This window comes from Salinispora sp. CH2A1_6 (assembly GCF_056820975.1).
In genome coordinates this window covers 265331-289999 of record NZ_JBXEDG010000012.1, presented here as the reverse complement: position 1 = coordinate 289999, position 24669 = coordinate 265331, and the positions used below count along the sequence as shown (strand labels likewise).

The following is a 24669-nucleotide window of genomic DNA, read 5'->3' as shown; positions in this document are numbered from 1 at the left end:
GGGCTGCGACGGTCCTGGTTGCGCGCCTCATACCGGCAGCCACAGGGCGAGCGTGAACAGCGACGGCTCCCAGCTACGAATCGCGGTGTGCGCCTGCCGGCAACGGTAGCGCTCTCCGCCGAAGGTGACCTCGTCACCGACGCGGTAGGCGGTACCCGCTGCCCAGGCTGCGGTGGTCGGCCCACCGGTCTGGCCTGGCGTCCCCGGAATGGTGGGCAGGGCGGTCGAACTGGGCTGGCCAGTCGGCTTCTGCGTCGGCGTGCTGGTGGGTTCGGGAGTCGGCGACTGGGTCGGCGGGGTGGTGCCACCGCCCTTCACGTCGAGGTCGATGCAGTTGTAGAAGGCCATCGGTGTGTCGCCGATGTTCCAGATCGCCAGTACCGTCTGCGGCCCGGCGAAGTCGCTTAGATCGACCTGGTGGGTGACGACCGCCTCGGGCTGCCGGTTGCCGCCGTCGAACTGGGCGATCCGGGTGTCGCCGATGAAGTACTCCCACGTGCTGGTGCGATGCCGAGCCGTCAGGGTCCAGCTGAAGGTGACGGTGTCGTCCACCTTCCGGGCCGGCCAGCCGCGGTTGTTGTCGTTCAGCACGGCGAACTGGGAAAGCCCGCCGTCACAGCGTTTGAGGCCCTTCGGCCCCTCCACGCTCTGCGGCTCGTACGTGATCGGGCCGCAGTCCGAGACGGCGCGTTGCGCGCACAGGGCCTGCCGGCTCGGCGGCGAGGCCACGTACCCGTGTGCCGAGGCGGGCGACGCGAATACCAGTGTCGAGCTGGCCGCGGCCGCGACGGCTGTCAAAGGGTAGGCGATGAGCGTGCGAATCTTCATCGTTCGTCAAACCGTCCTTTTGGTGTTGCCGGACCCTCCGGCATACCTCGAGTTACGGCTGAGGACGCTAGGCATGAGTGCAATAACAAAGCCTTAAAGACTGCGAAAACACTTCTTAAAGCACGATCCGCTGCTACCCAGGAGCGGTACGTGCACCGCGTCGGCTCAGCTGCGGTCGGCGTGCCAACGGCGTTCGTCCGGCCCGGACGGCGGGCCGGATGCTGTGCCCGTCGCCAGGAGCAGTGCCACCCGGGCGCCACCCAACGACCCGGTTCCGATGTGCAGCCGCCCGCCAGCGGTGACGGCTATCCGCTGCACGATGTCCAGGCCAAGCCCGGTCGATCCGGCTCCGCTCGTGCCGCGTCGGACGGCTGCGGCGGGGTCGGCGATGCCGGGACCGGCATCATCGACGACGAGCGCGTCCGGTGAGACGGTGACCTGGAACGCCGACCCCTCCGGGGTGTGCGCGAACACGTTGCCGAGCAGGGCGTCCACCGCCAGGATCAGATCACCGCGTGGCACCGGCAGCGGCACCTGCCGATCGCCGCCGACCACCGTCCAGGGCCGCTGCTGGTCTTCGGCCAGGACGGCCCAGAACGCCAGCCGGTCGGCCAGCACCTCGACGAGGTCGGTGCACTCGGTGTCGCGCTCGCCCACGCTGCTCCGGGCTCCCGTGATGATGGCCTCCAACTCCTCGTCGAGGAGGTCGCAGGCTTGCCGCATCCGCTCCCCGACGGTCCCGGGTGGCATCGCCTCAACGTCGAGGCGCAGCGCCGTCAGCGGCGTACGCAGGCGGTGCGACAGGTCGGCGGCCATCTCCCGCTCGGCGTCGATCAGCCGCCGCATGTCCTGGGCAAGCCCGTTGAACGCCTGTGCGGCGTCGTGCAGCTCCGCCGGGCCGTCGGGGGCGACCCGGGCGGTCAGATCGCCGGTGCCGAGTTGCCGGGCGGCACCGGCGAGCCGGCGGGTGGATCGCACGATCCGGCTACCCAGTCGATCGGCGACGAGTGTGGAGCCACCGACGAGGATGACGGCGAGGCCGGCGAGGGCCAGCCAGGAACGCCACACCCCACGCTCCATATCCTCGCGGGGCACGTGTACCTCGATCACCGCGGTCTGCCCGTCGCTGATCACAGTCGGCAGCAGGTAGGCCAGCCCGCCGCTCGTGTCCGCGGTGACCGGACGCCGGTATCCGGCGGCGAGTGCCACGTCGGTGGCAGTGGCGTGCGCCACCCCGACCGGGGTGACGTCGGGCAGGTGCACGGCGAGCCGTCCCTCGCCGCCGGCGGTGGTGCTCATCACCGCGCGCGTCAGCAGGTGCGGATCCTCGTCCACGGCGAGCGCCGCCACCATGGCGGCAGCCTGCTGGCGGGCATCACCGATGGCCCGGTCGTGCGCGAGCTGGCGGGTCACCACCGCGAGCGGCACGAGGAAGGCCAGCGCCACCATCGACGTGATGGCCAGCGCCAGCCGATTGAGCGCCCACCTCATCGTAAACTCCGCCTCGTCCAGGTCCGACTGTCAGTGCTGATCGACCATCATGACGCCAACGCCGCGGATGGTGTGCAGCAGCCGTGGCCTGGCAGCCGTCTCGCCGAGCTTGCGCCGCAGCCAGGAGATGTGGACGTCGATCGTCTGTTCCTCACCGATTCGGGCCTGTTGCCAGACCTCGGTCATCAGCTCCCGCCGACTCACCACCTGCCCGGCCCGCTCAGCCAGGTACGTGAGTACGTCGTACTCACGCCGGGTCAGCTTGAGGGGTTTACCGTCCATCGTGGCCCGCCGCTCCTTACGTCCGATGACCAGTGGCCCGACGGTGATCGTGCCGGGCCCCTGCTGGTCGGTGCCGCTGCGGTACCGCCGCAGCACCGCCGAGATGCGGGCCAGGATGTGTTCACCGGAGAACGGCTTGGTGACGTAGTCGTCCGCGCCCGAGTTGAGCAGGTGGATGATGTCGGTCTCCGACCGGCGGGCGGTGATGACGACGACCGGTACCTCGGAGATGGACCGGATCATGCGAAGCGTATCCGTACCGTCGATGTCAGGCAGCCCGAGGTCGAGGAGCACCAGATCCGGCGGCTCCCCGGTCAGGACGCGCAACGCCTCGGCCGACTGACCGACGGCCCGCACGGCATGCCCCGCGTCGGTCAGCGCGCGGGACAGCGCCGCCGTAATGATGCTGTCGTCCTCGACCAACAGAATCAGCGCCATCTCGTTACCATAGGCGCAAATGGGAGAAGGGATCACCGTGCGCACACTCCGCAGGTGGGCGCCGACGCTCGGATGGCTCGCGGCTACTGCCGCCAGCATCGCACTGACCTCGGTCGCCCTGCTTCCCGTGCTGCGCACCGCGCCGACCGGCGAGGCGACGCTCGCCTCGGTTCGTGAGCTGTCCCGCGAGGGGCACAACGACAACCCTCCGGTGACCGTCACGGCGTCGCCGCGGCCGGTCCCGTCGTCGCCCACTCCGTCCGTGGCGCCACCCTCCGTGGCGCCGTCCGTGGAGACACCGTCCGCTGTCGACACGCCAAGCCCCAGCACCGTCGCGCCGCGAGAGTCCATCACCCGGGACGGCTGGACCGTCACCACAGACGACGCGGGCGTGGCGACATACCTGCGCTCGTTCCGGGTGGAGGGCGGTCAGGCGGTGATCCGCGCCAGTGGTGGACGGGTGCACACTGTCACCGCTACCCCCAGCATCGGTTTCTCGACGAAGACCGTGCAGAACACCCCAGACAACCTGGCGGTCTATTTCCTGGAGCCGCACCACCACTTCATCATTCACGTGGTGTGGCGGGACGACGCACCGTTCGCCCAGGTCAGCGAGATCGGCGACTGACGTCGCCTACCCTCCCGGAGGGTCCACCAGCGAGCACGCCCCACGAACCAGCCGGAACGGCCGCGAGACAGCGTCGCTGCCACCGCGGCGACCGAAATTCGGGCCGGCTACCCACGTTGTCCCTGGCGTAGAGCCGTCGACAGCCGGGGAACGCCTTTCCCAGACGATCTCGACGTCCCGCATCGTGTGCCGATCGGCCAGCCTGTCGAGATCGGCGGCAACAAGCTCGGGATGGGGGGTATTTACGAACCCGCGCCGATCTCGGGGTGCCGGTCGGCCAGGTGTCGGCGCAGCCGAGCCTGCATGAGGCGAAACCGGTCGAGCCACGGAACCGGGACCCGGCGCTCGTGCAGCACCGCTCGGGCGATGTCCGTGGCGGTCTGGTGCTCGCCGCGCTTCTCATAGGTCAGGGCGACCATCCACCGCATCTCACCTTCCACGTCGGGGTCATTGGTGTGGGAGGCGACCCACCCGGCCTCGGCGGCGCAGTTGCGGCCCAACCGCAGGAGCAGCCGGGCCAGCCAGATGGTGAGGGTCATGCGGTCGGCGGGCGGCATTGTGCACTGGGCGTGGGCACGTTGCAGGATGGTCACCGTGATCCGGGGCGCGCGGGTGGTGAGCTGCTCGACGTGAGTAGTGAGCCAGCGGGTCAGCGTGATGTCCAACGGCACCGCGTCAGCGAGTAACTGGGTGACGACCCGCTCGGGTGGCCCGCCGGCGCCCGCTATCCGCTCGGCGAAGGAGCGGTGCAGCAGGACTCGTAGCGCGCTGGCCGTGCCCTCGTGCAGCACCCGGGTGACGACCGGATGACGGAATGTCAGCCCGTCACCGGTGGTGGCGACGACGCCGGCCCGTGCGGCCGGCGTCAGCAGCTCGACCAACTCGGCGGTGGGCCGTTCGGTCACCACGGACAATTCGCTGAGCGAACAGCCGGGGCCGACGTCCGCGGCAGGTCCAGCAGCGAGGAAGGCCGCCGCGCGTAGTACCTCTCGGGTCGGCTGGGTGAATGGGGCGAGGTGGGCGTGGACCACCCGGATGAGGCTTGCGGGAAGCCGGCCGGTGGGGTCGGAACCCGCTGTGGCCAGGTGCCACAGGTAGCACGGGTTACCCGCGGCAGCCGCCACGAGATGGTCCAGCTCCGGGGATTCCGGCGGTTCCGGAGCAGCCGTACGTACCAGGTGGCTGCTGGCCGCCCGGTTCAGGGGGGCCAGCTCGTGGACCTCGTCGGCGGCGGTGCCGAGCTTGGCGGTGTCGGGCCAACTGGTGGCGATGAGCAGGAGCGGCAGTTGCGTCGTCAACTCGTGTAGGGCCCTCCAGGCCGCCATGGTGTGTGGATCAGCCCAATGCAGGTTGTCCACCACGAGGACCAGTGGAGCTTGCTGGGCGACCTGTCGTACCAGGCTGACCACCCGGGCAACCGGCGCGGTGGCCGAGTTGCCCATGGGCGCGCTCGTGGCCAGCGAGATCTGCCGGACCAGCTCGCTGCTGGGCTCACCCGCCAACGCCGACTCCATGCACTCCAGCAGGAGCCCCAGCGGTACGCGCTGGGACAACTCCCTGCCGACGGCCCAACCGATTCGGCAGGTGGACGGTGCCGTCCTCGGCAGTGCCACGGCGAGTAGTGCCGACTTGCCCATACCCGTGAAGCCCTCGACGCGGATGCTGCGCCCTTGGCCACGGGTCGTTTCGACGACGGCTCGACGTAGCCGGCGGATTTCTGTCTCGCGGCCGGCCAGTGATCCAGGGCCGGCTCGTACCGGCGACCTGGTGCCGGTTCGTGGTGGTGACGCCGGTACGTGACCAGCGGGCTCCGTCGGTATGGGAGGGCGCGGACGACGTGGCACATCCGCCCGGCCCGCGGCGTGGAGAGCCGCGGTCAGCAGGGGAGCGAGGTTCTCGCGAGTTGGATGAGCCTCGATCAACGCGTGGAGCGTCGAGATGGCCTCGTCATGACGGCCGGTTTCGACGAGCAGCGTGGCGTGCCGTTCCGCGGTGGTCAACCGGAGCTCCGCCAGGCGTTGCCGCTGGGCCTCGGCGAAGGGGCCGGGTACGCCGGCGAGCGCTGTCCCCTGCCACATCCGCAGTGCGGCGGTGAGCGAGGCCAGTTCCGTACTGCTGTCGCCGAGGGCCCGGTGCCGTTTGCTCTCCTCGCGCAGTGCCTCGAACCGGAAGGCGTCGACGTCCTGCTTCCGTACCCGCAGGCGATAGGTGCCGCCGCCGGAGGCGAGCACCTGACCGGTTGACCACCGGTGTCGACACGGATCCAGGATCTTGCGTAACGAGGAGATGTACGTGTAGAGGTTGCCGGTCGCGCTGGCCGGCGGGTCGTCACCCCACAGTGCGGCGATCAGCTGTTCCCGGGTCACGGCGTGGTTCGCGTGCAGTGCGAGGAAGCTGAGGACGGCGGTCCGGTTGCCGGAGCCGAGCACGAGTTCGGTGTCGTCCTGCCAGGCCTGTAGCGGCCCCAGTAGGCGAATGTTCATGCCGGCGTGTTCGGTCGGCATGGCCAGCGGTGGGGGAGTGGGATTGGTGATCGTCGTCGACAACAGACCGCTCCCCTCCGTTGCCTGTATCGACGCACCGGGTGTCGCACCGCGAGCACAGCCTATCGCTTTCCGGAGGGGCATCCCGATGATAGCCCACGGTGGACAGTGCTGATCCGGGCGCTGATTGGTCCTTCGCTGATGCTCTCCCGGGCAACAGGTGACCGAAACCTGCCCGTCACCTGTGCGGCACGTGAGGGGGACAGCGGCTCCGGGCAAGAAGTCCCGCCAGCCAGGGCACGATAGCCCTGTTGTCCTTCCACGTGAGGTGAGCGGGCTGATGCACTCGTTCCGTGCTGGCCGACGGTGATGCTGTCTCGGATCCCTTCGCGGGCGAACTGTTCCTGACGCTCGCCATGGAGGGGCGGCTGGTCATCGACGCGGTGCGGGCTGATGCCGCAATAGCGGACCTGCAGCGCACCCTTTCGGCCGTCCAGAGCCGGCTGCACGTGTTGCGCGTGTGGCAGGGTCGGCCCACCTGGTGGACGGACGATCTGCCCGACGACCTGGCCAGCGACGTCGTGAACGCGATCTTCGCGGACCAGCTCTCCCCTGGTCGCCTGGAACAGGCAGAAATCGAACTCCGCAAGTATATCGAGGCGGTGCGGTGTGCCCGACGACCGGGTCCGCCTCCCGGCGCCGCCGCGTCGAACGCCCCGGAGCGCTAGTGATCGGCTGGGCGCGCCACGAACCTCCACGACCGCGGTCGAGGCGTGAAGGTGGCATGGAGGAACTCTGAAGATCTGCTCCGCACACTGGCGCCGCCACAAACACAACGATGCGGAGGACGTCGTGGAACAGGTTCGGGTGGTGCTGCGGGCCTCGGATCCGCTCAGCTACGAGGGGCTGCTCAGCTATCTCCAGTCCCGGTCGGAGTTCACAGTGGTGGACCCGGCGGATCAGGCGGAGGCCACGGTTTTCGTGGTTTCCTGCGATCAGTTGACGGCCGACGTGGTGGCCCTGCTACGTCGTAGCGCGGCGGAACTCGCTGTCCCGGTCGTACTCGTGGTCAGTGAGATCACCGAAGCTGAGCTGCTCATCGCGGTGGAGTGCCGGGTCGTCGCGGTTCTGCCGCGGGTTGCCGTGACCGCTGACCGGTTGGCGCACGGCGTGCTGGCCGCGGCGAACGGGGGCGGTGTCCTGCCCCCGAGCCTGGTGGGTGAGTTGCTCAAGCACGTCGAGCGGTTGCACCGTGAGGTGCTGACGCCGAACGGACTCAACGCCGCCGGGCTCACCTCACGTGAGGTCGACGTGTTGCGGCTGATGGCCAACGGATTCGACACCCACGAGATCGCCGAGGAACTCTGCTACTCCGAGCGAACCGTGAAGAACGTCATCTACGGGGTCACCCACCGGCTCAAACTGCGCAACCGTGCGCACGCTGTCGCGTATGCGCTGCGCACCGGCCTGATCTGACCCCGGTCATCCGGTACGCCTCCCGGGGCGGGACCGTGCCGGGGCGGGAGATCTCCTATCCAGGCAGGTCCGCCAGCGCGGTGTCGCGCTGGGCGTGGCGTGCCTGTTCATGTTGGGTCATGACATGTTAATTCCCGCCTTTTCTGGCACTGTGGCGCGCCCGTGAACAGGCGCAACGTCTTGACACCCCACAGAAACAGGCGTAAAAAAAGCCATCTCAACTTTGAAACGGGGTTGAAACAACATGTACGCCGAGGAGCGACAGCAGGAGATCGTCCGGTTGGCCCGGTCCAACGGCCGCGTCGACGTGGCGACGCTTGCCGGCACTCTCCAGGTGACGACGGAGACGATCCGCCGTGACCTCACCGTGCTGGAGCGTGCCGGCGTGCTGCGCCGGGTGCACGGCGGAGCGATCCCCGCGGAACGGCTGGGATTCGAGCCGGCCCTGGCCACCCGGGACTCGGTCCTGATCCACGAGAAGGAACGGATCGCCGCGATGGCGCTGGCCGAGGTGCCGTCGGAGGGCTCGATCATCCTCGACGCGGGCAGCACGACCGCCCGCCTCGCCGAGGCGCTGCCCACCGATCGAGAGCTGACGGTTGTGGTCAACTCCCCGGTCATCGCCACCCTTCTCGGTTCCCGGCCGAATCTGCACGTGCTCCTCCTGGGCGGACGACTACGTGCGCGCACCCTGGCCACGGTGGAGGACTGGGCCCTGCGCGCGCTCGCCGACCTGTACGTCGACGTGGCGTTTCTCGGCACCAACGGATGCTCGGTCAGGCGGGGCCTGACCACGCCCGACCCGGCCGAGGCATCGGTGAAGCGGGCGATGATCGCGGCAGCGCGCCGCGCCGTGCTCCTCGCCGACCACACGAAGCTCGGCACCGACCACTTCGCGCGGTTCGGGTCTCTCACCGACCTGGACCTGATCGTCACCGACGCCGGAGTCGAGGACGGTCTCGCGGTCGAGCTGGAGAGTGCCGGGGTGCGGGTGGTGCAGGCATGATTCTTACTCTCACCCTCAACCCGAGTCTCGACCGCACCATCGAGATCGAGGAACTCGTTCGTGGTGACGTCATCCGGGCCACGTCGGGGAGTACCGAGCCGGGTGGCAAGGGCGTGAACGTGTCCCGCGCTCTGCTGGCCAACGGCGTACCGTCGCGGGCCCTGGTCACCTGCGGCGGGGACGAGGGCGGTCAGCTCATCCGCCTCCTGCGCAGTGAGCGGGTCGACGTGCGCGCGCTGCCGATATCCGGGAGTACGCGGTCGAACATCACCCTCGCCGAGCCGGACGGCACGGTCACGAAGATCAACGAGCCGGGGCCGGAACTCAGTGCCACGGAGTTCTCCGCGATCACCGACCAGGTACTCACCGAGGCCGGTGCCGGCGGCTGCGTGGTGATCTGTGGAAGCGTCCCGCCGGGCCTGCCCACCCAGGAGTTCCGCAGCCTCTGTGAGCGGGTCGTTGCCGCCGGTGACCCGCTGGTGGTGGACACCAGCGGGCCCGCCCTCCAGGCTGCCGCGAAGGCGGGCGCCAGCCTGGTCAAGCCCAACCGGGAGGAACTCGCCCACGTGGTCGGTCGTCCGCTGGCCTCCTTCGCGGACGTGGTCGACGCCGCGCAGGAGCTCCGTTCCTGGGGAGCGGGCGCAGTGCTGGCCAGTCTCGGGGCGGACGGAGCCGTCCTGGTCGACGCCAACGGGGTCATCGCCGGCGCGGCGACCGTGGCACGCCCACGCAGTTCGGTCGGTGCCGGCGACGCCCTCCTGGCCGGCTTCCTGGCCGCCGGCGGCGAGGTCTCCATCCCCGCTGCCCGGTCCGGCCAGGTCGAGGATCCCGAGTCGGGTGGGCAGTCACACCACCGGCGGAACGCGCTGGCCGAGGCCGTCGCCTGGGGTGCCGCCGCCGTGAGTCTGCCCGGCAGTCAGATGCCCGGCCCCGCTGACATTCGTCGTGAACGAGTTCGCCTGCACCGCCGATTGACCGACGTCCAGCCACTACTTTCCCCCAACTGACCCTCCCCGGCTCCACCCCCGCCCCGGTGTCGAAGGAGTAGCCCCTCATGACAACAAGCAACTACACACCTGCAGTCCAGGGCGCCGGCGTCAAGGCCGCCATCCAGCGGGTCGGTGGCTTCCTCGCCGGCATGGTGATGCCCAACATCGGCGCCTTCATCGCCTGGGGCCTGATCACCGCGTTGTTCATCCCGACCGGTTGGCTCCCGAACGAGGACTTCGCCGCCCTGGTCGGCCCGATGATCACCCTGCTACTGCCGGTCCTCATCGGCTACACGGGCGGCCGTCTCGTGCACGGTCAGCGCGGCGCCGTCGTCGGTGCGGTCGCCACCGTCGGTATCGTCGTCGGTGCCGACGTGCCGATGTTCCTCGGCGCGATGATCATCGGTCCGGCGGCCGCGTACCTGGTCAAGCGCGTAGACGGGCTGATCCAGGACCGGATCCGGCCCGGATTCGAGATGTTGGTCGACAACTTCACCGCCGGCATCGTCGGCGCGGGCATGGCCCTACTCGGCGTGTGGGGGATCGGCCCGATCGTCGGCCGCCTGACCGACATCGCGGGCAGCGGCGTGGACTGGCTGGTCTCCCACCACATGCTTGGTCTGGTGTCGGTCATCGTCGAGCCGGCGAAGGTGCTGTTCCTCAACAACGCCATCAACCACGGCGTGCTCAGCCCACTCGGGGTGACCGAGGCGGCCGAGGCCGGCAAGTCGATCCTGTTCATGGTCGAGACGAACCCAGGACCCGGGCTCGGTCTGCTGCTGGCGTTTTTCTTCTTCGGGCCCCGCTCACTGCGTCCGACCACCCCGGCGGCGATGATCATCCAGTTCTTCGGCGGCATCCACGAGGTGTACTTCCCGTACGTGCTGATGAAGCCCCGCCTGATCCTGGCGATGATCGCGGGCGGTGCCGCCGGTGTCTCCACCTTCATGATCACCGGAGCGGGTCTGGTCGCCACTCCCTCACCCGGCAGCGTTTTCGCCTACTTCGCGGTCAACCCGAAGGGCGGCTGGTTCGGCGTCGTGCTCGGCATTGTGGTCGCCGCTGCGGTGACCTTTGTCGTCGCGGCCCTGCTGCTCGGATTCGGGCGGAAGGCAGGAGACGAGGCCGACGACACGGCCGTCGCCCCGGAGGAGCAGGCCGACCGCGAGCGGGCGGAACTGGCCGCCGCGCGGCGTCGCTCGGCCGACAACAAGAACCTGGCGCCGGCCTCCCGCGGATCCGGCGACGACCCCGCGCCACAAGTGACCGCAAAGGAGTCCTGACCACCATGACCACCATCAACGGCGCCGCCGTTCGCAAGGTTGTCATCGCCTGCGACGCCGGCATGGGCAGCAGCGCGATGCTCGCCGGCCAGCTACGCCGCCAACTCGGCAAACACTCGGTGGCCGTCGCGCACACACCGGTCGATGCCATTCCCGCCGACGCCGACGTCGTGATCTGCCACCAGGGCCTCGCCGAGCGTGCCCGGATCAGCGCCCCGGACACGATCATCGTGCCGATCCAGGTCTTCATCGGCGATCCGGCGGTGACCCGAGTCGTCAAAGCCGTGCAGACCGGCGGCGACCTCGATGGATGACCGCCTGCTGGCGCCAGAGGCCGTCCGGCTCGACGAACACGTCGCCAACCGCGACGACGCGATCCGTCGCTGCGGCGGCGTGCTCGTCGAGATCGGCGCCGTTGACCCGGCGTACGTGACGGCGATGCTGGACCGGGAGCAGTCGATCTCCACCTACGTGGGCGCGGGGGTGGCGATCCCGCACGGCACGACCGCCGGCAAGGCGGCCATCCGCCGCGACGCCCTCGCCGTCGTCCGGTTCCCCGCCGGCGTCGACTGGGGCGGCAACCAGGTCACCACCTGCGTGGCGATCGCCGCCCAAGGAGACGGGCACCTCGAACTCCTCGCCGACCTCGCCGAGCTGCTCCTGGACCCCGAGCGGGCCCGTGCGCTCCACGAGGCAGCCGACCCCGATGACGTGCGGCGGCTGCTGTTGTCCTCCGTCCCCAACTGACCAGCACACTCGAGAGGAACTCGCGCCATGAAGGTCGTACGCTTCCACGCTCCCGGTGACGTCCGGATCGAGGACGCCCCCGAGCCCACTGCCGGGCGGGGAGAGGTGAAGCTTCGCGTCCGTAACTGTTCCACCTGCGGGACCGATGTGAAGATCTCCCGGTTCGGCCACCATCACATCGTGCCGCCCCGCGTGATGGGGCACGAGATCGCCGGCGAGGTGGTGGAGGTCGGCGCCGGGGTGGACGGCTGGTCGCCCGGCGACCGGGTCCAGGTCATCGCCGCCATTCCCTGCGGGCAGTGCGGCGAGTGCCAGCAGGGTCGCCGGACGGTCTGCCCCAACCAGGAGTCGATGGGCTACCACTACGACGGTGGGTTCGCCGAGTATCTCGTGGTGCCGAGCAAAGTGCTCGCCGTCGACGGGCTCAACCGTATCCCGGACGGGGTCAGCTACGCCGAAGCGTCGGTTGCCGAACCGTTGGCGTGCGTCCTCAACGGGCAGAATCTCGCTCAGGTCGGCGCTGGGGACGACGTGGTGGTGATCGGCTCCGGCCCGATCGGCTGTCTGCACGTACGGCTGGCCCGGGCCCGGGGCGCCAGGAGTGTGGTCCTGGTCGACCTCAACCAGGACCGGCTCAGCCAGGCCGCTGCGCTGGTCGCGCCGGACGCGACGATCTGCGCGGCCGACACCGACCCGGTCGACGCCGTGCTCAAGTTCACCAACGGGCGCGGCGCCGACGTCATCATCACCGCCGCCGCCTCCGGCGCGGCCCAGGAACAGGCCGTCCAGATGGCCGCCCGGCAGGGCCGGATCAGCCTCTTCGGTGGGCTGCCGAAGGACCGGCCAGTCATCGGCCTGGACGCCAACCTGGTGCACTACCGGGAGCTGACGCTGGTCGGCGCGAACGGGTCGAGCCCCGCCCACAACGCCGAGGCACTGCGCCTCATCGCCTCCGGTGAGGTGCCGGTCGCCGACCTCATCACCCACCGGTTGCCGCTGGACGGCGCCATCGACGCCTTCGAACTGGTCGCCACGGGTGAGGCGATCAAGGTGACGATCGAGCCCTGACCCCGCGCGCCTGTCGTCCCCAGAAGGGAGCCCGCAATGCCCACCCGTTCCGTTACGGTCGGTGCTACCAGTGGCCTGCACGCCCGGCCCGCCGCCCTGTTCGTCGCTGCCGCGGCGGCTCAGTCCGTTCCGGTGACCATTCGGACCAGCGACAAGCCTCCCGTTCCTGCCCGTAGCCTGCTGTCCGTGCTGGCCCTGGGCGCCAAGCACGGCGCCGAGGTCACCCTCGAAGCTGACGGTCCCACGGCCGACGCCGCCCTCGACGCGCTCGCCACGCTGCTCGCCCGTGACCTCGACTCCGATGACGAGTCACCGGACCATGGCTGAGCTGCTGCGTGGCATCGGCGTCAGCCCGGGGAGCGCCGCCGGCCCGGCGTACCGGATGAGCCCACCACCACCGCCGCCCGAGCCGGCCGTAGTGGTTGATCCGGACGCCGAGGTCGAGCGGGCGGTGGCCGCGCTGAATACCGTGGCCGCGGACCTGACCCGCCGGGCCGAGGGTGTGGCAGCCCGGGCGGCGGCCGATGTTCTGCGGGCACAGGCGATGATGGCGCAGGATCCGGAGCTGTCGGCCGCTGTGGTCGCGCAGGTGCGGGCCGGGGCCAGCGCACCGGTCGCCGTCGACCGGGCGCTGGCCGTGCACCGGGAGGCGTTCCTGGCCGTAGGGGGCTATCTCGCCGAGCGCGTCACCGATCTGGACGATATTCGGGACCGGGTCGTCGCCGCCTGCCTGGGGCTGCCGCCACCCGGTATCCCCGATCCGGGCCACCCGTTTGTGCTGATCGCCCGTGACCTCGCGCCGGCGGACACCGCCGGTCTGGATCCGGAGCAGGTGCTGGCGCTGGTCACCGAGGACGGTGGGCCGACCAGCCACACCGCGATTCTGGCCCGAGCCGCTGGCCTACCGGCTGTGGTCCGGTGCCCCGGTGCGATGGCTGTTGCCGACGGGGTCGAGGTCACCGTCGACGGCTCGACCGGGCAGGTCGCGGTGGGCGTGAATCACGACACCGTCATCGCCACCCGGGTCTCCGAGCAGCGGCGTCGGCGACGACTCGCCACGACCCGGGGGCCCGGCCACACCGCCGACGGCCACCCCGTGGCCCTGTACGGCAACATCGGCTCGGCTGAGGATGTGGACGGTGAGCTGGAAGGCGTCGGTCTGTTCCGGACCGAACTGCTCTACCTGCATCGCACCGATCCGCCTGGACACGACGAGCAGGTCGCCGCCTACGCCGAGGTCTTCACCGCGCTTGCCGGGCGCAGAGTCATCGTGCGGACCCTCGACGCCGGCGCTGACAAGCCCCTGCCCTTCCTCACGGCCGGGGTGGAACCGAACCCGGCGCTGGGCGTACGCGGCCTGCGGTTGGCCCGGCGGCGGGCGGATGTGCTCCAGCTCCAGCTCGGGGCGATCGCACAGGCGGCCCGGGACACGGCAGCCGAGGTGTGGGTGATGGCACCGATGGTGGCGACGGTCGCGGAGGCCGCCTGGTTCGCCGCCGCCTGCCGGGACGCCGGCCTTCCCACAGCGGGAGCGATGGTCGAGGTGCCGGCGGCAGCCCTGCGGGCCCGCTCGTTGCTGTCGGTGGTGGACTTCCTCAGCATCGGCACCAACGACCTGAGCCAGTACACCTTCGCCGCCGACCGGCAGTGTGGCGACCTGGCCGACCTGCTCGACCCGGCACAGCCCGCGTTGCTCGAACTCATCTCCGGCTGTGCCGCCGCCGGCGCGGCCGCCGGCAAACCGGTCGGTGTCTGCGGCGAGGCCGCGGCCGACCCGAGGATCGCGCCGGTGCTCGTCGGCCTTGGCGTGACCAGCCTTTCCATGGCCCCACGGGCAGTGCCCGAGGTGCGGGAGGCGCTCGCCGCCCACACCCTCGCCGACTGTCGGCGACTCGCCGCCGAGGCGTTGTGGGCGGCCGGCACGGCACCGCTCACCGTCTCCTGAGCCGACACGGCGGTGGGCCACCCGAGCACTGTCGGGTGTCCCGCCGCCGGCCGGCAGCGTCGCAACCCGGGGCTGTCGTCCCGGTGCTGCGGTCCGTCGCACCTCGTGGATTCGGAGCGCACGTGGCAACGACACCGGATCAGCGGCTTCGGGTCTCGGTCCTGGGCTCCGTGCGGGCCTGGCTCGGCGAACACGAGCTGCCCCTCGGACCGGCCCGGCAGCGGGCACTCTTTGCGGTGCTGGCAGCCGCTGCCGGCCGTCCCGTCGGCCGGGACGAGCTGATCGAGGGAATCTGGGGCACCTCGCCGCCGGCTACCGCGGCCGGCAGTGTCTACACCTACGTCTCCGGGCTTCGGCGCAGTCTGGCGACGCCGGGCCCACCCCGATCGAGTCACCACCTACTCACCTCCGGCCCGTCGGGCTACGCCCTGCGGCTGTCCCCCGAGGACCTGGACAGCGAACGCTTTCTGGCCTTCTGCCAACAGGCTCAGGAACTGCGGGAGGCCGACCCACGGGCTGCGGCCACCCGGTGGGACGAGGCACTGGCGTTGTGGCATGGGGAGGCGTACGCCGGAGTCTCCGGTCCCCGGATCGAGACGGAACGTACCCGGCTGGCCGAGCGTCGCCTCACCGCGACCGAACAGCGGGTACGACTGGGCCTGCAACTCGGCGACGACGACCTGCTGGCCACACTGTCCGGCCTGGTGCACGAGCACCCGCTGCACGAGCCCCTGTACGAGCTGCTGATGCGCGCCCTGCACCGGATCGGCCGCCGTACCGCGGCGATCGAGGTGTTCCGGGCCGCTCGGCACACCCTTCTCGCCGAGCTCGGTGTCGGGCCCGGCCCGGCTCTGACCGAGTTGCACCGGCGGCTACTGGCCGAGCCCGCCGCCCCCGCCATCCCCGCCACCCGCCCCACACCACCGATCCTGCCATCCGAGATCAGCAGTGCGGCGTGCGACGGTCAGGCGCCGGTGCTGGCGGGGCGCGACGACGAACTGACGATGCTGCGCGCCCTGGTTCGGGCGGTCGCAGCGGGCCACGGAACCGCGCTGTGGATCGAGGGTGAGCCGGGCATCGGCAAGACGGAACTACTCACCGCGGCCATCGCCGACGCGCACGGCCTGGGCTGCCAGATCGCGTGGGGCGCCGCCGACGAACCGGACCAGGACGCCCCGCTACAGGTGATCTGGCGGGCGTTGGGCGTGCGGACGACCTCGGAGTGGCATCGGCCTCCGAACCCGGCGGCCGCCGCGGAACGCCTGCTCGCACACGTGCGGGCGAGCTGCGAGACCGGGCCCCTTGTGCTCGTCGTCGACAACTTTCAGTGGGTGGACGAGGTCAGCTGCCTGCTCTGGGACCGGCTGATCGCCATCACGCGACGTATGCCGCTGCTGCTTGTCGCGGCGACCCGACTCGGGCCGTACGGCCAGGCAGCAGCCCAGCTACGCCGGAGCGTCCAGGCCCGGGAGGGCCACGTACTACGTCTGCGTGCGCTGCCGCCAGCGGCGATCGAGCAGTTGGTGGCCCAGTTGGTCGGGGCTCCGGTGGGGCCGTACCTGGCGGCGGTCGTGCCGCGGCTGGGCGGAAACCCGCTCGGTGCCCGTGAGGTGATCACCGCCTTGCTCCGTCGTGGGGCCGTGCGGATCAGCGACGGGTGTGCCGACATCGACACCTCCGTCCCAGTGGAGGCTCCCCGCTCACTGCTGGTCGTGATCCGGGCCATCGTGGACCTTCTCTCACCCGCCACCCAGGAGGTCCTACGAACGGCGGCGTTACTTGGCCCGGAGTTCAGCGGCGACGACATCGTCGCGGTCACCGGACAGTCACCAGTCGAACTGGTGGCACACCTGGAGGAGGCACTCGCTGCCCACATCGTCGTGGAAGCGGGTAGCGTGCTCGCCTTTCGTCACCCACTCGTGCGGCGAATGCTCTACGAGGGCATCCCGGCGCCGGCGCGAGCGGCGTTGCACCGGCACACGGCCGAGGTGCTGCACCGTGGCGGCGGCTCGGTGACCCGGGTGGCCGAGCAACTCGCCACCGGGGAGCCCCCGGTCGACGAGTGGATGGTGTCCTGGCTCGTCGAGCGGCACGCCGAGGTGACGAAGCGGGCGCCGCAGGTCGCCGGCCAGCTGCTGCGGCGGGTACTCGACACGGATGTACCCCGCACGACACAGCGCACGGTGCTGCTCATCGCCCTGGTCAGACTGGACTTCCGGCACCAGCGGTGGTCGATGGCCGAGGCGTGCGAGGCCGTCGGCGTGGCCCGGGACCCGGCCGATCGTGCGGAGATGCGTCACCTGCTCGCCACCATGATCTTTCGTCGTGGCGACGCCGTGGCCGCGACCAGCCTGCTCGAGGCATCGCTTCGCGATCCCGAAACGCCCGAGCTCTGGCGGACGAGCCACCATGTGCTGCTGGCCGACGTCCGGCGGGGCAGCCTCGACGATCTCGACGGTGCCGATCGAGCGGCCGGGTGCACCCACAGCGAGGCGGTCGCGGCGGGACAGCCGTGCGAGGCCGCGTTCGCGTTGCAGACCGTGTGGCTGACCAACTCGATCCGGCGGGACCACGAACGTGCGCTGGAGTACGTCGACCGAGCGTTGGACACCGTTCGGGGCCGTCGGGCGTGCGTGGGCATGTACCTTGACCTGCTCGACAACCGGACGTTCACCCTGCAGAACCTCGACCGGCTCGACGAGGCCGAACGGACCCTGCGTGAGGCGGCGCTCGTCGCCATCCGACACCGGCTTCCACACGGCCTACCGATGGCCACGGCGGTGCAGCACTACTGGCTTGGCCGCTGGGACGACGCCCTGACAACGCTCAGCGCGATCCGGGCGGTCGCCGATGACAATCCCGGCATCACGTTCCTGGGAGCCCGCGAACCGGGTGCCGGCACCATGTTGCTGCACGGTGTCGCCGCGCTGATCGCCGCACACCACGACGACGCTGGCCTGGTCGCCGAGCACCTGGCGGCGGTGCACGCGCTGCCCGCCACCGATGCCGAGCGGGCGAGCAGCGACTTCCTCCTGGTCGCCCGCTCGTTGGTCGCCGAGCAGCAGGGCCGGGCCGACGAGGCACTCGACATCCTCGCCCCCTGCTGGCACCGGCGTACGCGCCGATGATGCTGCGTCACCAGTGGCTTCCGGGCGTGGTGCGGCTCGCGCTCGACCAGCGTCGCACCGACGTCGTCGAATGGGCGGTGGAGATCTGCGCGGGTGAGGCGGACAAGGAGGTCCGGCCCGCTCGGGCAGCTGCCGCCGCCCAGCGCTGCCGGGCGCTGATCACGGGCGATCCGCAACCCGCCCTGGCTGCGGCGGCACGCTATCGCAGGGTGGGTCGGGCGCCGGAACTGGCGGCGGCACTCGAGGACGCGGCGGTGCTGCTCGCCGCCGATCGTCGCCCGCACGAGGCGATCCGGGTGTGCGGCGAGGCGGTATCGCTGTATTCGGCGCTCGGCGCCCGGTGGGATCTGCGCCGGATCCGCCGCCGGCTCGCCGAGTTCGGGGTGGATCGGCCCCGCGAAGCGGTGTCCTTGAGTCGCCGGTCCGTCGCTGTCCTCAGTGCAGGGTGACCTCGATCGGCCCCATCCTCTGCCCAGCGAGCTTGCTGGCCTTGTCGGCCGCCGCCCCTATCGCCTCCGTGATCGCGTTCTGCAGGGCCTGCACGTCACGATGGTCGAAGACGCTCGGGTTGACGCGGACGGCAAAGACCTTGCCGAGCCCGCCGGCCAACACCGTCACCGTCCTGTCCTGGGAGCGCCCGGTCACGACCGCCTTTTCGAGGTCGGTCTGGGCGTCGCGCATCTGCTGCTCGAACGCCCGGGCATGGTCCAGGAACTGGTGGACATCCGGCTGCATGAGATCTCTCCTCCGTTCAACCGACGGCGGCCAGGCCGTCGTGCTGCTGTGCGCTCACCCTGCCTGCGGTGGTGCGGGCGGCGAGGCCGTTCAGGTCGGCGAGGGTCAGGGTCCGCGACGCGGCCATCCCGGTCAGCCGCATCGAGAGCAGGTGCGCCGCGCGGACGGTGCCCTCGGGTAGCCCGGCGGCCAGGTCGACAAGGGCTTCCCGTACGTCGTCGGGCACCTCGTGACCACGGCGGACCAGGTGCCGGACGATGATGTGGGCCAGTTCCGGGACCGAGTAGTCGGGCATGGTCCATTCCTGTCCGAAAGCCTCGGCGAGCACCGGGACGGCGGCCCGTAGTTCCCGTAGCTCCGGTGCCGCACCGAGAAGGAGGATCACCGGATCACCTAGTTTCGGGCGAGTCAGGTCCACCAATTGCTCCATGATGTCGGGGCCGGAACCAAGGGCGTCATCGGAATAGTCGATCATCAGCACGCCGCCTTCGGCGTCCCGCAGTGCCGCCTGGACCAGGCTCCGGGCCTGCCCGGGCCATCGTGGCGCCAACTCCTTGCCGGTGGTGACGCGGATCAGGTGGCCGACCGGCACCAGACCCAGCTCGGACAGACCGGCGGCGTAGTGCCGGGCGAACTCACCGCGGCCGCTGCCGGCCGGGCCGCTGAGGATGACGTTCGCGTGTCTGCCATACGCACGCCGCCGGCTGCGCAACTCGCACACCTGGAGCAGGCTCGCGCCGATGGCGTCGCGCACGGATGTCGCCCCGACCAGTTCACAGACCCGGCGCCAGCTACGCGTGGCATTGATTGCCCCGGCTGGGTTCAGGCTGGGGTCGGGCTGCTCGGTCTGCTCCACCGGCAGCTCCTCCAGCAGCGCGAACTCGGGAGCCAGGTCCTCCGCGGTGAGCCGGTTGAGCTCGCTGTCCTTCGCCGGCGGCGTGGTGGCCAGGCGGGACGCCTGATTGTTGATCATCGCTTCGAAGAGCTTGCGGGCCACTCGGCCGTTGCCGAACGTCGCGGTCTTCGGAACCCGGGTGAAGTAGGTGGTCAACCCGTCCACCGCGTCGTCCGTCAGCTCGTAGTAGTGCTTGCCGCACAGGTTGGAGGTGATGGTGACGAGCTCCTCAACGGTGTAGTTCGGGAACTCGATCGACTTGGTGAACCGGGACGCCAGACCCGGGTTCGATTCGAGGAACTTCTCCATCAGCTCCGAGTAGCCGGCCACGATCACCACCAACTCGTCGCGGTGGTCCTCCATCATCTTCATCAGCGCGTCGATCGCCTCCTGACCGAAGTCGGGACCCGACCCACCGGAACCGGCCGACAGCGTGTACGCCTCATCGATGAACAGCACCCCACCCAGCGCCTTGGTCACCAGCTCGGTGGTCTTGATCGCGGTGGAGCCGATGTACTGCCCGACGAGATCAGCGCGGGCCGCCTCAACCATATGTCCCTCGGACAGGATGCCCAGCTCGGCGAGGACCGCGCCGTAGAGGCGGGCAACCGTGGTCTTACCGGTGCCGGGTGGACCTGCGAAGACCAGATGCCGGCTCATCGGGGGCATCGGTAGCCCCATCTCCTGCCGGATCTGTGACATCTTGATCAAATTGATCAGCGCGGTGACCTCCTGCTTGACACCGCGTAGGCCGATCAGCCCGTTGAGCTCACGCAACGGGCCGCTCAACTCGTCAGCCGACTCGGCCGAAGGCTGCTCCGGCTCGTCCTCGACAGTCGCGGTATCGGTTGCGGCGGGGCCGGCCGGGATCGCGGATCCGGACGTGGTCCGCTGCGGAAGATCGGTGCTCAGCTCCTCGACGGCGAGCTGCGCATCGATGGCCGCCCGCACGTCGACGCCACCGCTGTCCCGCACGGTGCACCGGGCGATCGTCACCGGATCCGGCGTGTCCACGTCGAAGCCGTTCGCGCCGCTGTCGAGTACCTCGCAGTCGGTGAACACGCCGCGGGCGCCGCGGGCCAGTGCGATGCCGTTGCGGCGTGCCCGACGCACCCGGATCTGCATCGCGGTGACCACACCGTCGGTGCCGACCTCCACACCGTCGCCCGTCGCGTCCTGGATTTCGGTGTCCTGGAGGCGGAGGTCGCCGTCGCCGGCCATGACCCCGGCTCCGCGGAGCAAGGCGGACTGCAGTTCCAGGCTGGAGCCGCCGCTGAGGGCCACCGCGCCGGTGATCCGGACCTCCCGAACCGTGGCGCGGGCGGCGCCGCGCAGTTCGAGAGCGACCGCCGGGCCCACGTCGATCGCGAGGTCGGTGCCGTCCAGGGTCGCGCCGTCCGTGACCACCACCCCCGAACCGGTGTCGATCGAGGCCCGTAGCCGCTGGACGACTGCCGAACCGGAGCCACCGACAACCGCGAGGGACTCCGTGGTGTCCCGCACCGTGAGACCCTCGAAGCGGGGAGCGCTCGCGCCGTTCACGGTGAGGCCCACCGGCGCGCCCACGATGGCGCAGTCGACGAACGTGGGTCGGGCCTTGCCGGTCACGTGCGTGGCGGTCTGCCCGACCGCTTCGAAGGTGCATCGCTCGAACCGGGGCGCGGCACCATCGGCGACGTGCGCGGCCTGCAGCGCGGCGCCACCAAACCGGGAGTCGCTCACCACCACGTCGATGTCGCCGCGCAGGAAGAGGTCGACGTTACCGCTGTCCCGGACGGTGAGCTGCCGCATCCGTGCCCAACCCTGTTGCTCCACCACCACTGCCGGCTTGCCGGCCCGAAGGACCTCGCCCTGCTCGACGGTCAGCCGGGCCGAACCGTTGACACAGATGCCGTTGGCGCCGGCGCCCTCGATCACACACCTGCGCAGTGTCAGCATGCCCTGATCGGCGACCACGACACCTGAGGTCGCCACGTCGGCGATCAGCGTGTCCTCGACCGTGCTCGGCCGCGGCGAGGTGACCACCACACCGGCACCAGCCGAACTGCGTACCTCGCATCCGCGCAGGGCCAACGAGCCCTGCAACCGGGCCAGCAGGGTTGTCCAGGACCCACCGGTGATCCGGCAGCGGTCGAGCGCGACCTCGCCGGAGTACACGTCGACCGCGGCGAGCGTCGAATCCCCGCTGGACAGGTTGATGCCGTGCAACTGGACGCCCCCGCCGTGCACGACGAGGACACTGCCCTCCTCGACATGCACCTCGACCGGTCCGTCTCCGGCGGCGCTGATCATGACGTGGGTGCCGACGACGAGCTTCTCCGCGTATCGGCCGGGGTGAACGGCGATGGTCGCGCCGGCCTCCGCACGCGCCAGCGCCGCCCCGATCGTCGGGTGGGCGCCGGGCTTGCCGCCGCCCACCACCAGGACCTGCCGGCTCACCGCTCGCTCACCTTCGCGCCGACCGCGCGGCGGTCCAGACCCGGTAGGAGGCCGAACCGACTCGTCGAGCCCGCACCGACCCGTCGGGTGGGTTCCGCGGTCGACCAGCGTTCGAGGCTACGACGTAGCGACACGATGGCCAGGTCGTCGAGGGGCGCCCGGTCGGGATCCACCCGGCCGTCCCCGTCGATTTCCTTCGCGCCGATCTCCCGCATGAGGATCGCGCCACGGCCGCCGCCCGACGGTTCCTGTAGTTCCAAGATCTTGAAGTGGGTGCCGGGAAGGAAGAGCGCCCGGCCTTCGACCCGCTCGGCTCCGTCGGATTCCAGCAGCGCCGTTCGGCGCGCGGTCATCGACCACACCAGGACGTCGGTGTCGCCGTCCTGACTCTCGCACGGTCCGGTCAGCGTGCTGACGAACGCCCAGTTCGTGACCAGTCTACGGGTGCGGTAGTGCTGCCATTCCTGCTCGGTGGGCGAGGTGCGGTAGATCGTGGCGCCGCGGTACGACGGTAGCCGGGACAGGCCCGAGACCGCGCACCGGGCGAACGGCACGTGCGGGCCGTTGCTGCCAGATCGCAACCCGACGTCGACTCCCGTGCCCCGCCGTGACAGGTAGAGACGGACCGCGACCGAGTCGGCGAGGACGTCATCTCGACCGACCGCGCCGGACGCCTGCAGTCCAGGGTGTTCGGAGATGATCCGGGCGACCGAACTGGCCATGCTGTCGAACTCCCGGCTCAGCGTGCGCCGCAGCCAGGCCCGCTCCTCGTCGAGTGGGCGGCTCGGCAGCAGCGCCGACGCCGACGCCGGGGGCACCGGCTGCACTCGCACCTCCGGCGCGTTCGTGTCGGTCACCGGTACGGACGCTGTTGGCGGCGGGGTCCGTCGCTGCTCTTGGAGCGGCGCTTCGTCACCGGCGACCGCGTGCCGCCGCGTCGGCTCGGCAACGGTGGTGGTCTCGACCGGTTCGATGGTGGCGATCGGGTCCTGCACGGTCTTGACGAAGGACTCCGCGACCGGCTTGACGAAGGACTCCGCGACCGGCGTCGCTCCGCCCATGCCCGGTGGCGGTGTCGGGCTCCCGGCTGGCCGTGGTGCGGGTGCCTCAGCCTGCCGCGGCGCCGGTTCATCAGCCGGTTGTGGTGCCGGTTTCGCAGCCCGCGGTGGTGCGGGTGCCTCGGCTGGCTGTGGTGTTGGTCTGTCGGCCGGTTGCGGTGCGGGTGCCTCGGCTGGCTGTGGTGTTGGTCTGTCGGCCGGTTGCGGTGCGGGCGTCTCGGCCGGCGGTGGTGCCGGTTCCCTGGCCGGGTGCGTCTGCAGCGTGACGTCTGGACGCACCAAGGCCGCGGCCGTTGCGGTGGCCACCGGGGCAACGGCCTCCGCGACCGACTCGACCACGGGCCTGATCACGATCGTGTCCACGGTGGGGGCGGGCAGATCCTCCGTGGCCGGCGGCGGTGACGTGGACAGCTGCCCGGTAACCGTCGGACGCGGCGAATCCTCCTCCCCGAGGGACGCCTGGGCGAGCCCTGCCGCGGACACGCCCGGGACCAGTGCGGATGCCGAGAAGAGTGAGCTGTCCGCAGCCACACTCGGGTCGATCCGGGCCGCGAGATCCTCGGCGAGCGCCCACATTCGCTCAGCCGACTCGCCGATGGTGTCGTCATAGACGAGCACGCTGCCCTCGGGGTCGAGTGGCATACCGCGGACCCGTTCCGCGTTCACCGGCTCCTCGCCGCTGCGGACCCACAGCCCGGACTGGATCACCTCGATCACCGCGTCCGGGGCGTACCAGTAGACCCGTGGCGCGACCTCCTCGGCCTCAGCCAGGGGCGGGCGGTGACTCAGCACGACGGGCCGGTGTGCCTTCGAGTTGGGGTGCGCGCGAGGCGCGTATCGCAGCTCCAGCGCGAACGGCGGCCAACCGAGCGCGCCGTCGGAACGTACGGTACGGACCTCGAATCGTCGCGGTGCCCCGACCGGAACCCCGGTGTAGCAGACAATCGTGGTTCCGAGCAGGTCGGCGAGGGCCTGACCGAAGGTCTCACCCTTCGGTAGGCGCAGGTCACCGTACTGGACGAAACGGGTACGGGCTCGGCTGTCCTCGTCCAGGTTCCGCCAGAAGCGGACCACGTCATCGAGGCAGAGGGGGGCCGTGCCAGGGCAGCCCAGCAACACGGTCATCGTCTCGGGGTGGCACGGCACGTCGGCTGTGAGCCGTCGGCGGTGCTCCGCGACGACGTCCGGCTCGCGCACGTCGCGGATCCACACCCCACCGGGCAGTGGCTCGATCTCCCCGGTCGAGCTGGACGCCCGGTTGTCGGTGACGGCCCGATCCCACATCGGAGTCGGGTAGCGCTTGGCATCCCAGGTCGGTGGCCTGCCGGGCCGGAACCGGACCCAGCCGCTGCCCGGTATCGAGTGCACGAACAAGCCACCGGACGCGCCGCGGACCAGGTCACCGTCGGGGGCGATGACCGTGCGATGTAACCGCTCCGACAGCCACTGCCCGGCCATCGCCGCTGAGTTCGCGTGCGGACCGCACGCCATGAGCCGGATACCGCGTCGACGACGCGGTAGTACGCCGGCCATGGACTCCCAGGAGCTGATCGGTACGCCGTCGCTGAGATCGAGGACGACCACGTCGTTGTCGGCGTCCTTGACGACCGACAGGGCCAGCGACTGTGCGTCGGCGCTGATCGTCTCCGCGGCGTGCAGGACCAACGCGTTACCCACGGTGTGCTGCACGATGTCACCAGGGCCGTCCCTCCTGCCGGACAGCAGGTCTCGGATCACGGATGCCATTGTG

17 protein-coding genes and 2 pseudogenes are annotated in these 24669 nt (G+C 70.4%); 12 read left to right on the top strand and 7 right to left on the bottom strand.

What is annotated here, in order from left to right; translation table 11 throughout:
• Window positions 1–27 precede the first annotated feature (27 nt).
• From AC1UKG_RS16855 to AC1UKG_RS16845, 3 genes are all read right to left on the bottom strand, one after another.
• Window positions 28–828, bottom strand: a complete 801-nt coding sequence (locus AC1UKG_RS16855; protein WP_018815225.1) for a lytic polysaccharide monooxygenase — start codon at window positions 826–828, stop codon at window positions 28–30.
• 165 nt (window positions 829–993) lie between these two features.
• Window positions 994–2319, bottom strand: coding sequence for a sensor histidine kinase (locus AC1UKG_RS16850; RefSeq protein ID WP_018815226.1), 1326 nt, complete (start codon window positions 2317–2319; stop codon window positions 994–996).
• A 30-nt stretch (window positions 2320–2349) separates the two neighbouring features.
• Window positions 2350–3039: a response regulator transcription factor gene (locus AC1UKG_RS16845; protein ID WP_018745621.1), complete on the bottom strand. Its 690-nt coding sequence runs from the start codon at window positions 3037–3039 to the stop codon at window positions 2350–2352.
• Between the two features lie 37 nt (window positions 3040–3076).
• On the opposite strand from AC1UKG_RS16845, the gene AC1UKG_RS16840 reads away from it, so the two are divergent.
• On the top strand, window positions 3077–3667 hold the full coding sequence (locus AC1UKG_RS16840; RefSeq protein WP_026271697.1) for a hypothetical protein: 591 nt from the start codon (window positions 3077–3079) through the stop codon (window positions 3665–3667).
• 242 nt (window positions 3668–3909) lie between these two features.
• Here the strand turns inward: AC1UKG_RS16840 and AC1UKG_RS16835 are convergent, their stop codons facing one another.
• The gene (locus tag AC1UKG_RS16835; RefSeq protein WP_482642876.1) at window positions 3910–6213 is read right to left on the bottom strand and encodes an ATP-binding protein; all 2304 of its coding nucleotides are present in this window, start codon (window positions 6211–6213) and stop codon (window positions 3910–3912) included.
• Between the two features lie 290 nt (window positions 6214–6503).
• Between AC1UKG_RS16835 and AC1UKG_RS16830 the strand changes: the two genes are divergently transcribed.
• The 11 genes and pseudogenes from AC1UKG_RS16830 (at window position 6504) to AC1UKG_RS16780 (ending at window position 18241) form a co-directional block, all read left to right on the top strand.
• Entirely contained in the window at window positions 6504–6878 is a 375-nt protein-coding gene (locus AC1UKG_RS16830) for a hypothetical protein (RefSeq protein WP_018815228.1), read from the top strand.
• 124 nt (window positions 6879–7002) lie between these two features.
• Complete coding sequence (locus AC1UKG_RS16825) at window positions 7003–7626, top strand: response regulator transcription factor (protein ID WP_018745617.1); 624 nt, start codon at window positions 7003–7005, stop codon at window positions 7624–7626.
• A 244-nt stretch (window positions 7627–7870) separates the two neighbouring features.
• Window positions 7871–8632, top strand: coding sequence for a DeoR/GlpR family DNA-binding transcription regulator (locus AC1UKG_RS16820; protein WP_018745616.1), 762 nt, complete (start codon window positions 7871–7873; stop codon window positions 8630–8632).
• Window positions 8629–9680, top strand: a pseudogene (locus tag AC1UKG_RS16815) (1-phosphofructokinase family hexose kinase). Before AC1UKG_RS16820 ends, AC1UKG_RS16815 begins: the two are co-directional and overlap by 4 nt.
• 6 nt (window positions 9681–9686) lie before the next feature.
• A complete protein-coding gene (mtlA, locus tag AC1UKG_RS16810; protein WP_482643208.1) occupies window positions 9687–10904 on the top strand; it encodes a mannitol-specific PTS transporter subunit IIC in 1218 nt (405 codons plus the stop codon).
• A 5-nt stretch (window positions 10905–10909) separates the two neighbouring features.
• The gene (locus AC1UKG_RS16805) at window positions 10910–11218 is read left to right on the top strand and encodes a PTS lactose transporter subunit IIB (RefSeq protein ID WP_018745613.1); all 309 of its coding nucleotides are present in this window, start codon (window positions 10910–10912) and stop codon (window positions 11216–11218) included.
• On the top strand, window positions 11211–11651 hold the full coding sequence (locus AC1UKG_RS16800; protein WP_018745612.1) for a PTS sugar transporter subunit IIA: 441 nt from the start codon (window positions 11211–11213) through the stop codon (window positions 11649–11651). The genes AC1UKG_RS16805 and AC1UKG_RS16800 overlap by 8 nt, the downstream gene beginning before the upstream one ends.
• 27 nt (window positions 11652–11678) lie before the next feature.
• Complete coding sequence (locus AC1UKG_RS16795; protein ID WP_018745611.1) at window positions 11679–12719, top strand: zinc-dependent dehydrogenase; 1041 nt, start codon at window positions 11679–11681, stop codon at window positions 12717–12719.
• A 36-nt stretch (window positions 12720–12755) separates the two neighbouring features.
• Window positions 12756–13046 carry an HPr family phosphocarrier protein gene (locus AC1UKG_RS16790; RefSeq protein WP_018732039.1) on the top strand — a complete coding sequence of 97 codons (291 nt, stop codon included), beginning with the start codon at window positions 12756–12758 and terminating at the stop codon, window positions 13044–13046.
• The gene (ptsP, locus tag AC1UKG_RS16785) at window positions 13039–14664 is read left to right on the top strand and encodes a phosphoenolpyruvate--protein phosphotransferase (RefSeq protein ID WP_018745610.1); all 1626 of its coding nucleotides are present in this window, start codon (window positions 13039–13041) and stop codon (window positions 14662–14664) included. The genes AC1UKG_RS16790 and ptsP overlap by 8 nt, the downstream gene beginning before the upstream one ends.
• A gap of 122 nt (window positions 14665–14786) precedes the next feature.
• Window positions 14787–18241 (top strand): annotated as a pseudogene (locus tag AC1UKG_RS16780) (ATP-binding protein).
• On the opposite strand, the gene AC1UKG_RS16775 reads toward AC1UKG_RS16780, so the two are convergent.
• Genes AC1UKG_RS16775 through AC1UKG_RS16765 form a run of 3 tightly spaced genes read right to left on the bottom strand, consistent with a single transcriptional unit; the run spans window position 18228 to window position 24665 of the window.
• Entirely contained in the window at window positions 18228–18527 is a 300-nt protein-coding gene (locus AC1UKG_RS16775) for a YbaB/EbfC family nucleoid-associated protein (RefSeq protein ID WP_018815231.1), read from the bottom strand. The pseudogene AC1UKG_RS16780 and the gene AC1UKG_RS16775 overlap by 14 nt on opposite strands.
• Before the next feature lie 16 nt (window positions 18528–18543).
• Window positions 18544–21861 (bottom strand): right-handed parallel beta-helix repeat-containing protein, encoded by a 3318-nt coding sequence (locus AC1UKG_RS16770; RefSeq protein ID WP_482642877.1) that lies wholly within the window; start codon window positions 21859–21861, stop codon window positions 18544–18546.
• A complete protein-coding gene (locus AC1UKG_RS16765; protein ID WP_482642878.1) occupies window positions 21858–24665 on the bottom strand; it encodes a hypothetical protein in 2808 nt (935 codons plus the stop codon). Before AC1UKG_RS16765 ends, AC1UKG_RS16770 begins: the two co-directional genes overlap by 4 nt.
• Window positions 24666–24669 lie beyond the last annotated feature (4 nt).

Bases quoted from the DNA above. Each gene is read 5' to 3' on its own strand.
- AC1UKG_RS16765 (WP_482642878.1), bottom strand. From the start codon at position 24,665: ATGGCATCCGTGATCCGAGACCTGCTGTCCGGCAGGAGGGACGGCCCT.
- AC1UKG_RS16800 (WP_018745612.1), top strand. From the start codon at position 11,211: ATGGATGACCGCCTGCTGGCGCCAGAGGCCGTCCGGCTCGACGAACAC.
- AC1UKG_RS16790 (WP_018732039.1), top strand. From the start codon at position 12,756: ATGCCCACCCGTTCCGTTACGGTCGGTGCTACCAGTGGCCTGCACGCC.
- AC1UKG_RS16855 (WP_018815225.1), bottom strand. From the start codon at position 828: ATGAAGATTCGCACGCTCATCGCCTACCCTTTGACAGCCGTCGCGGCC.
- AC1UKG_RS16795 (WP_018745611.1), top strand. From the start codon at position 11,679: ATGAAGGTCGTACGCTTCCACGCTCCCGGTGACGTCCGGATCGAGGAC.
- AC1UKG_RS16845 (WP_018745621.1), bottom strand. From the start codon at position 3,039: ATGGCGCTGATTCTGTTGGTCGAGGACGACAGCATCATTACGGCGGCG.
- AC1UKG_RS16820 (WP_018745616.1), top strand. From the start codon at position 7,871: ATGTACGCCGAGGAGCGACAGCAGGAGATCGTCCGGTTGGCCCGGTCC.
- AC1UKG_RS16805 (WP_018745613.1), top strand. From the start codon at position 10,910: ATGACCACCATCAACGGCGCCGCCGTTCGCAAGGTTGTCATCGCCTGC.
- AC1UKG_RS16775 (WP_018815231.1), bottom strand. From the start codon at position 18,527: ATGCAGCCGGATGTCCACCAGTTCCTGGACCATGCCCGGGCGTTCGAG.
- mtlA (WP_482643208.1), top strand. From the start codon at position 9,687: ATGACAACAAGCAACTACACACCTGCAGTCCAGGGCGCCGGCGTCAAG.
- AC1UKG_RS16850 (WP_018815226.1), bottom strand. From the start codon at position 2,319: ATGAGGTGGGCGCTCAATCGGCTGGCGCTGGCCATCACGTCGATGGTG.
- ptsP (WP_018745610.1), top strand. From the start codon at position 13,039: ATGGCTGAGCTGCTGCGTGGCATCGGCGTCAGCCCGGGGAGCGCCGCC.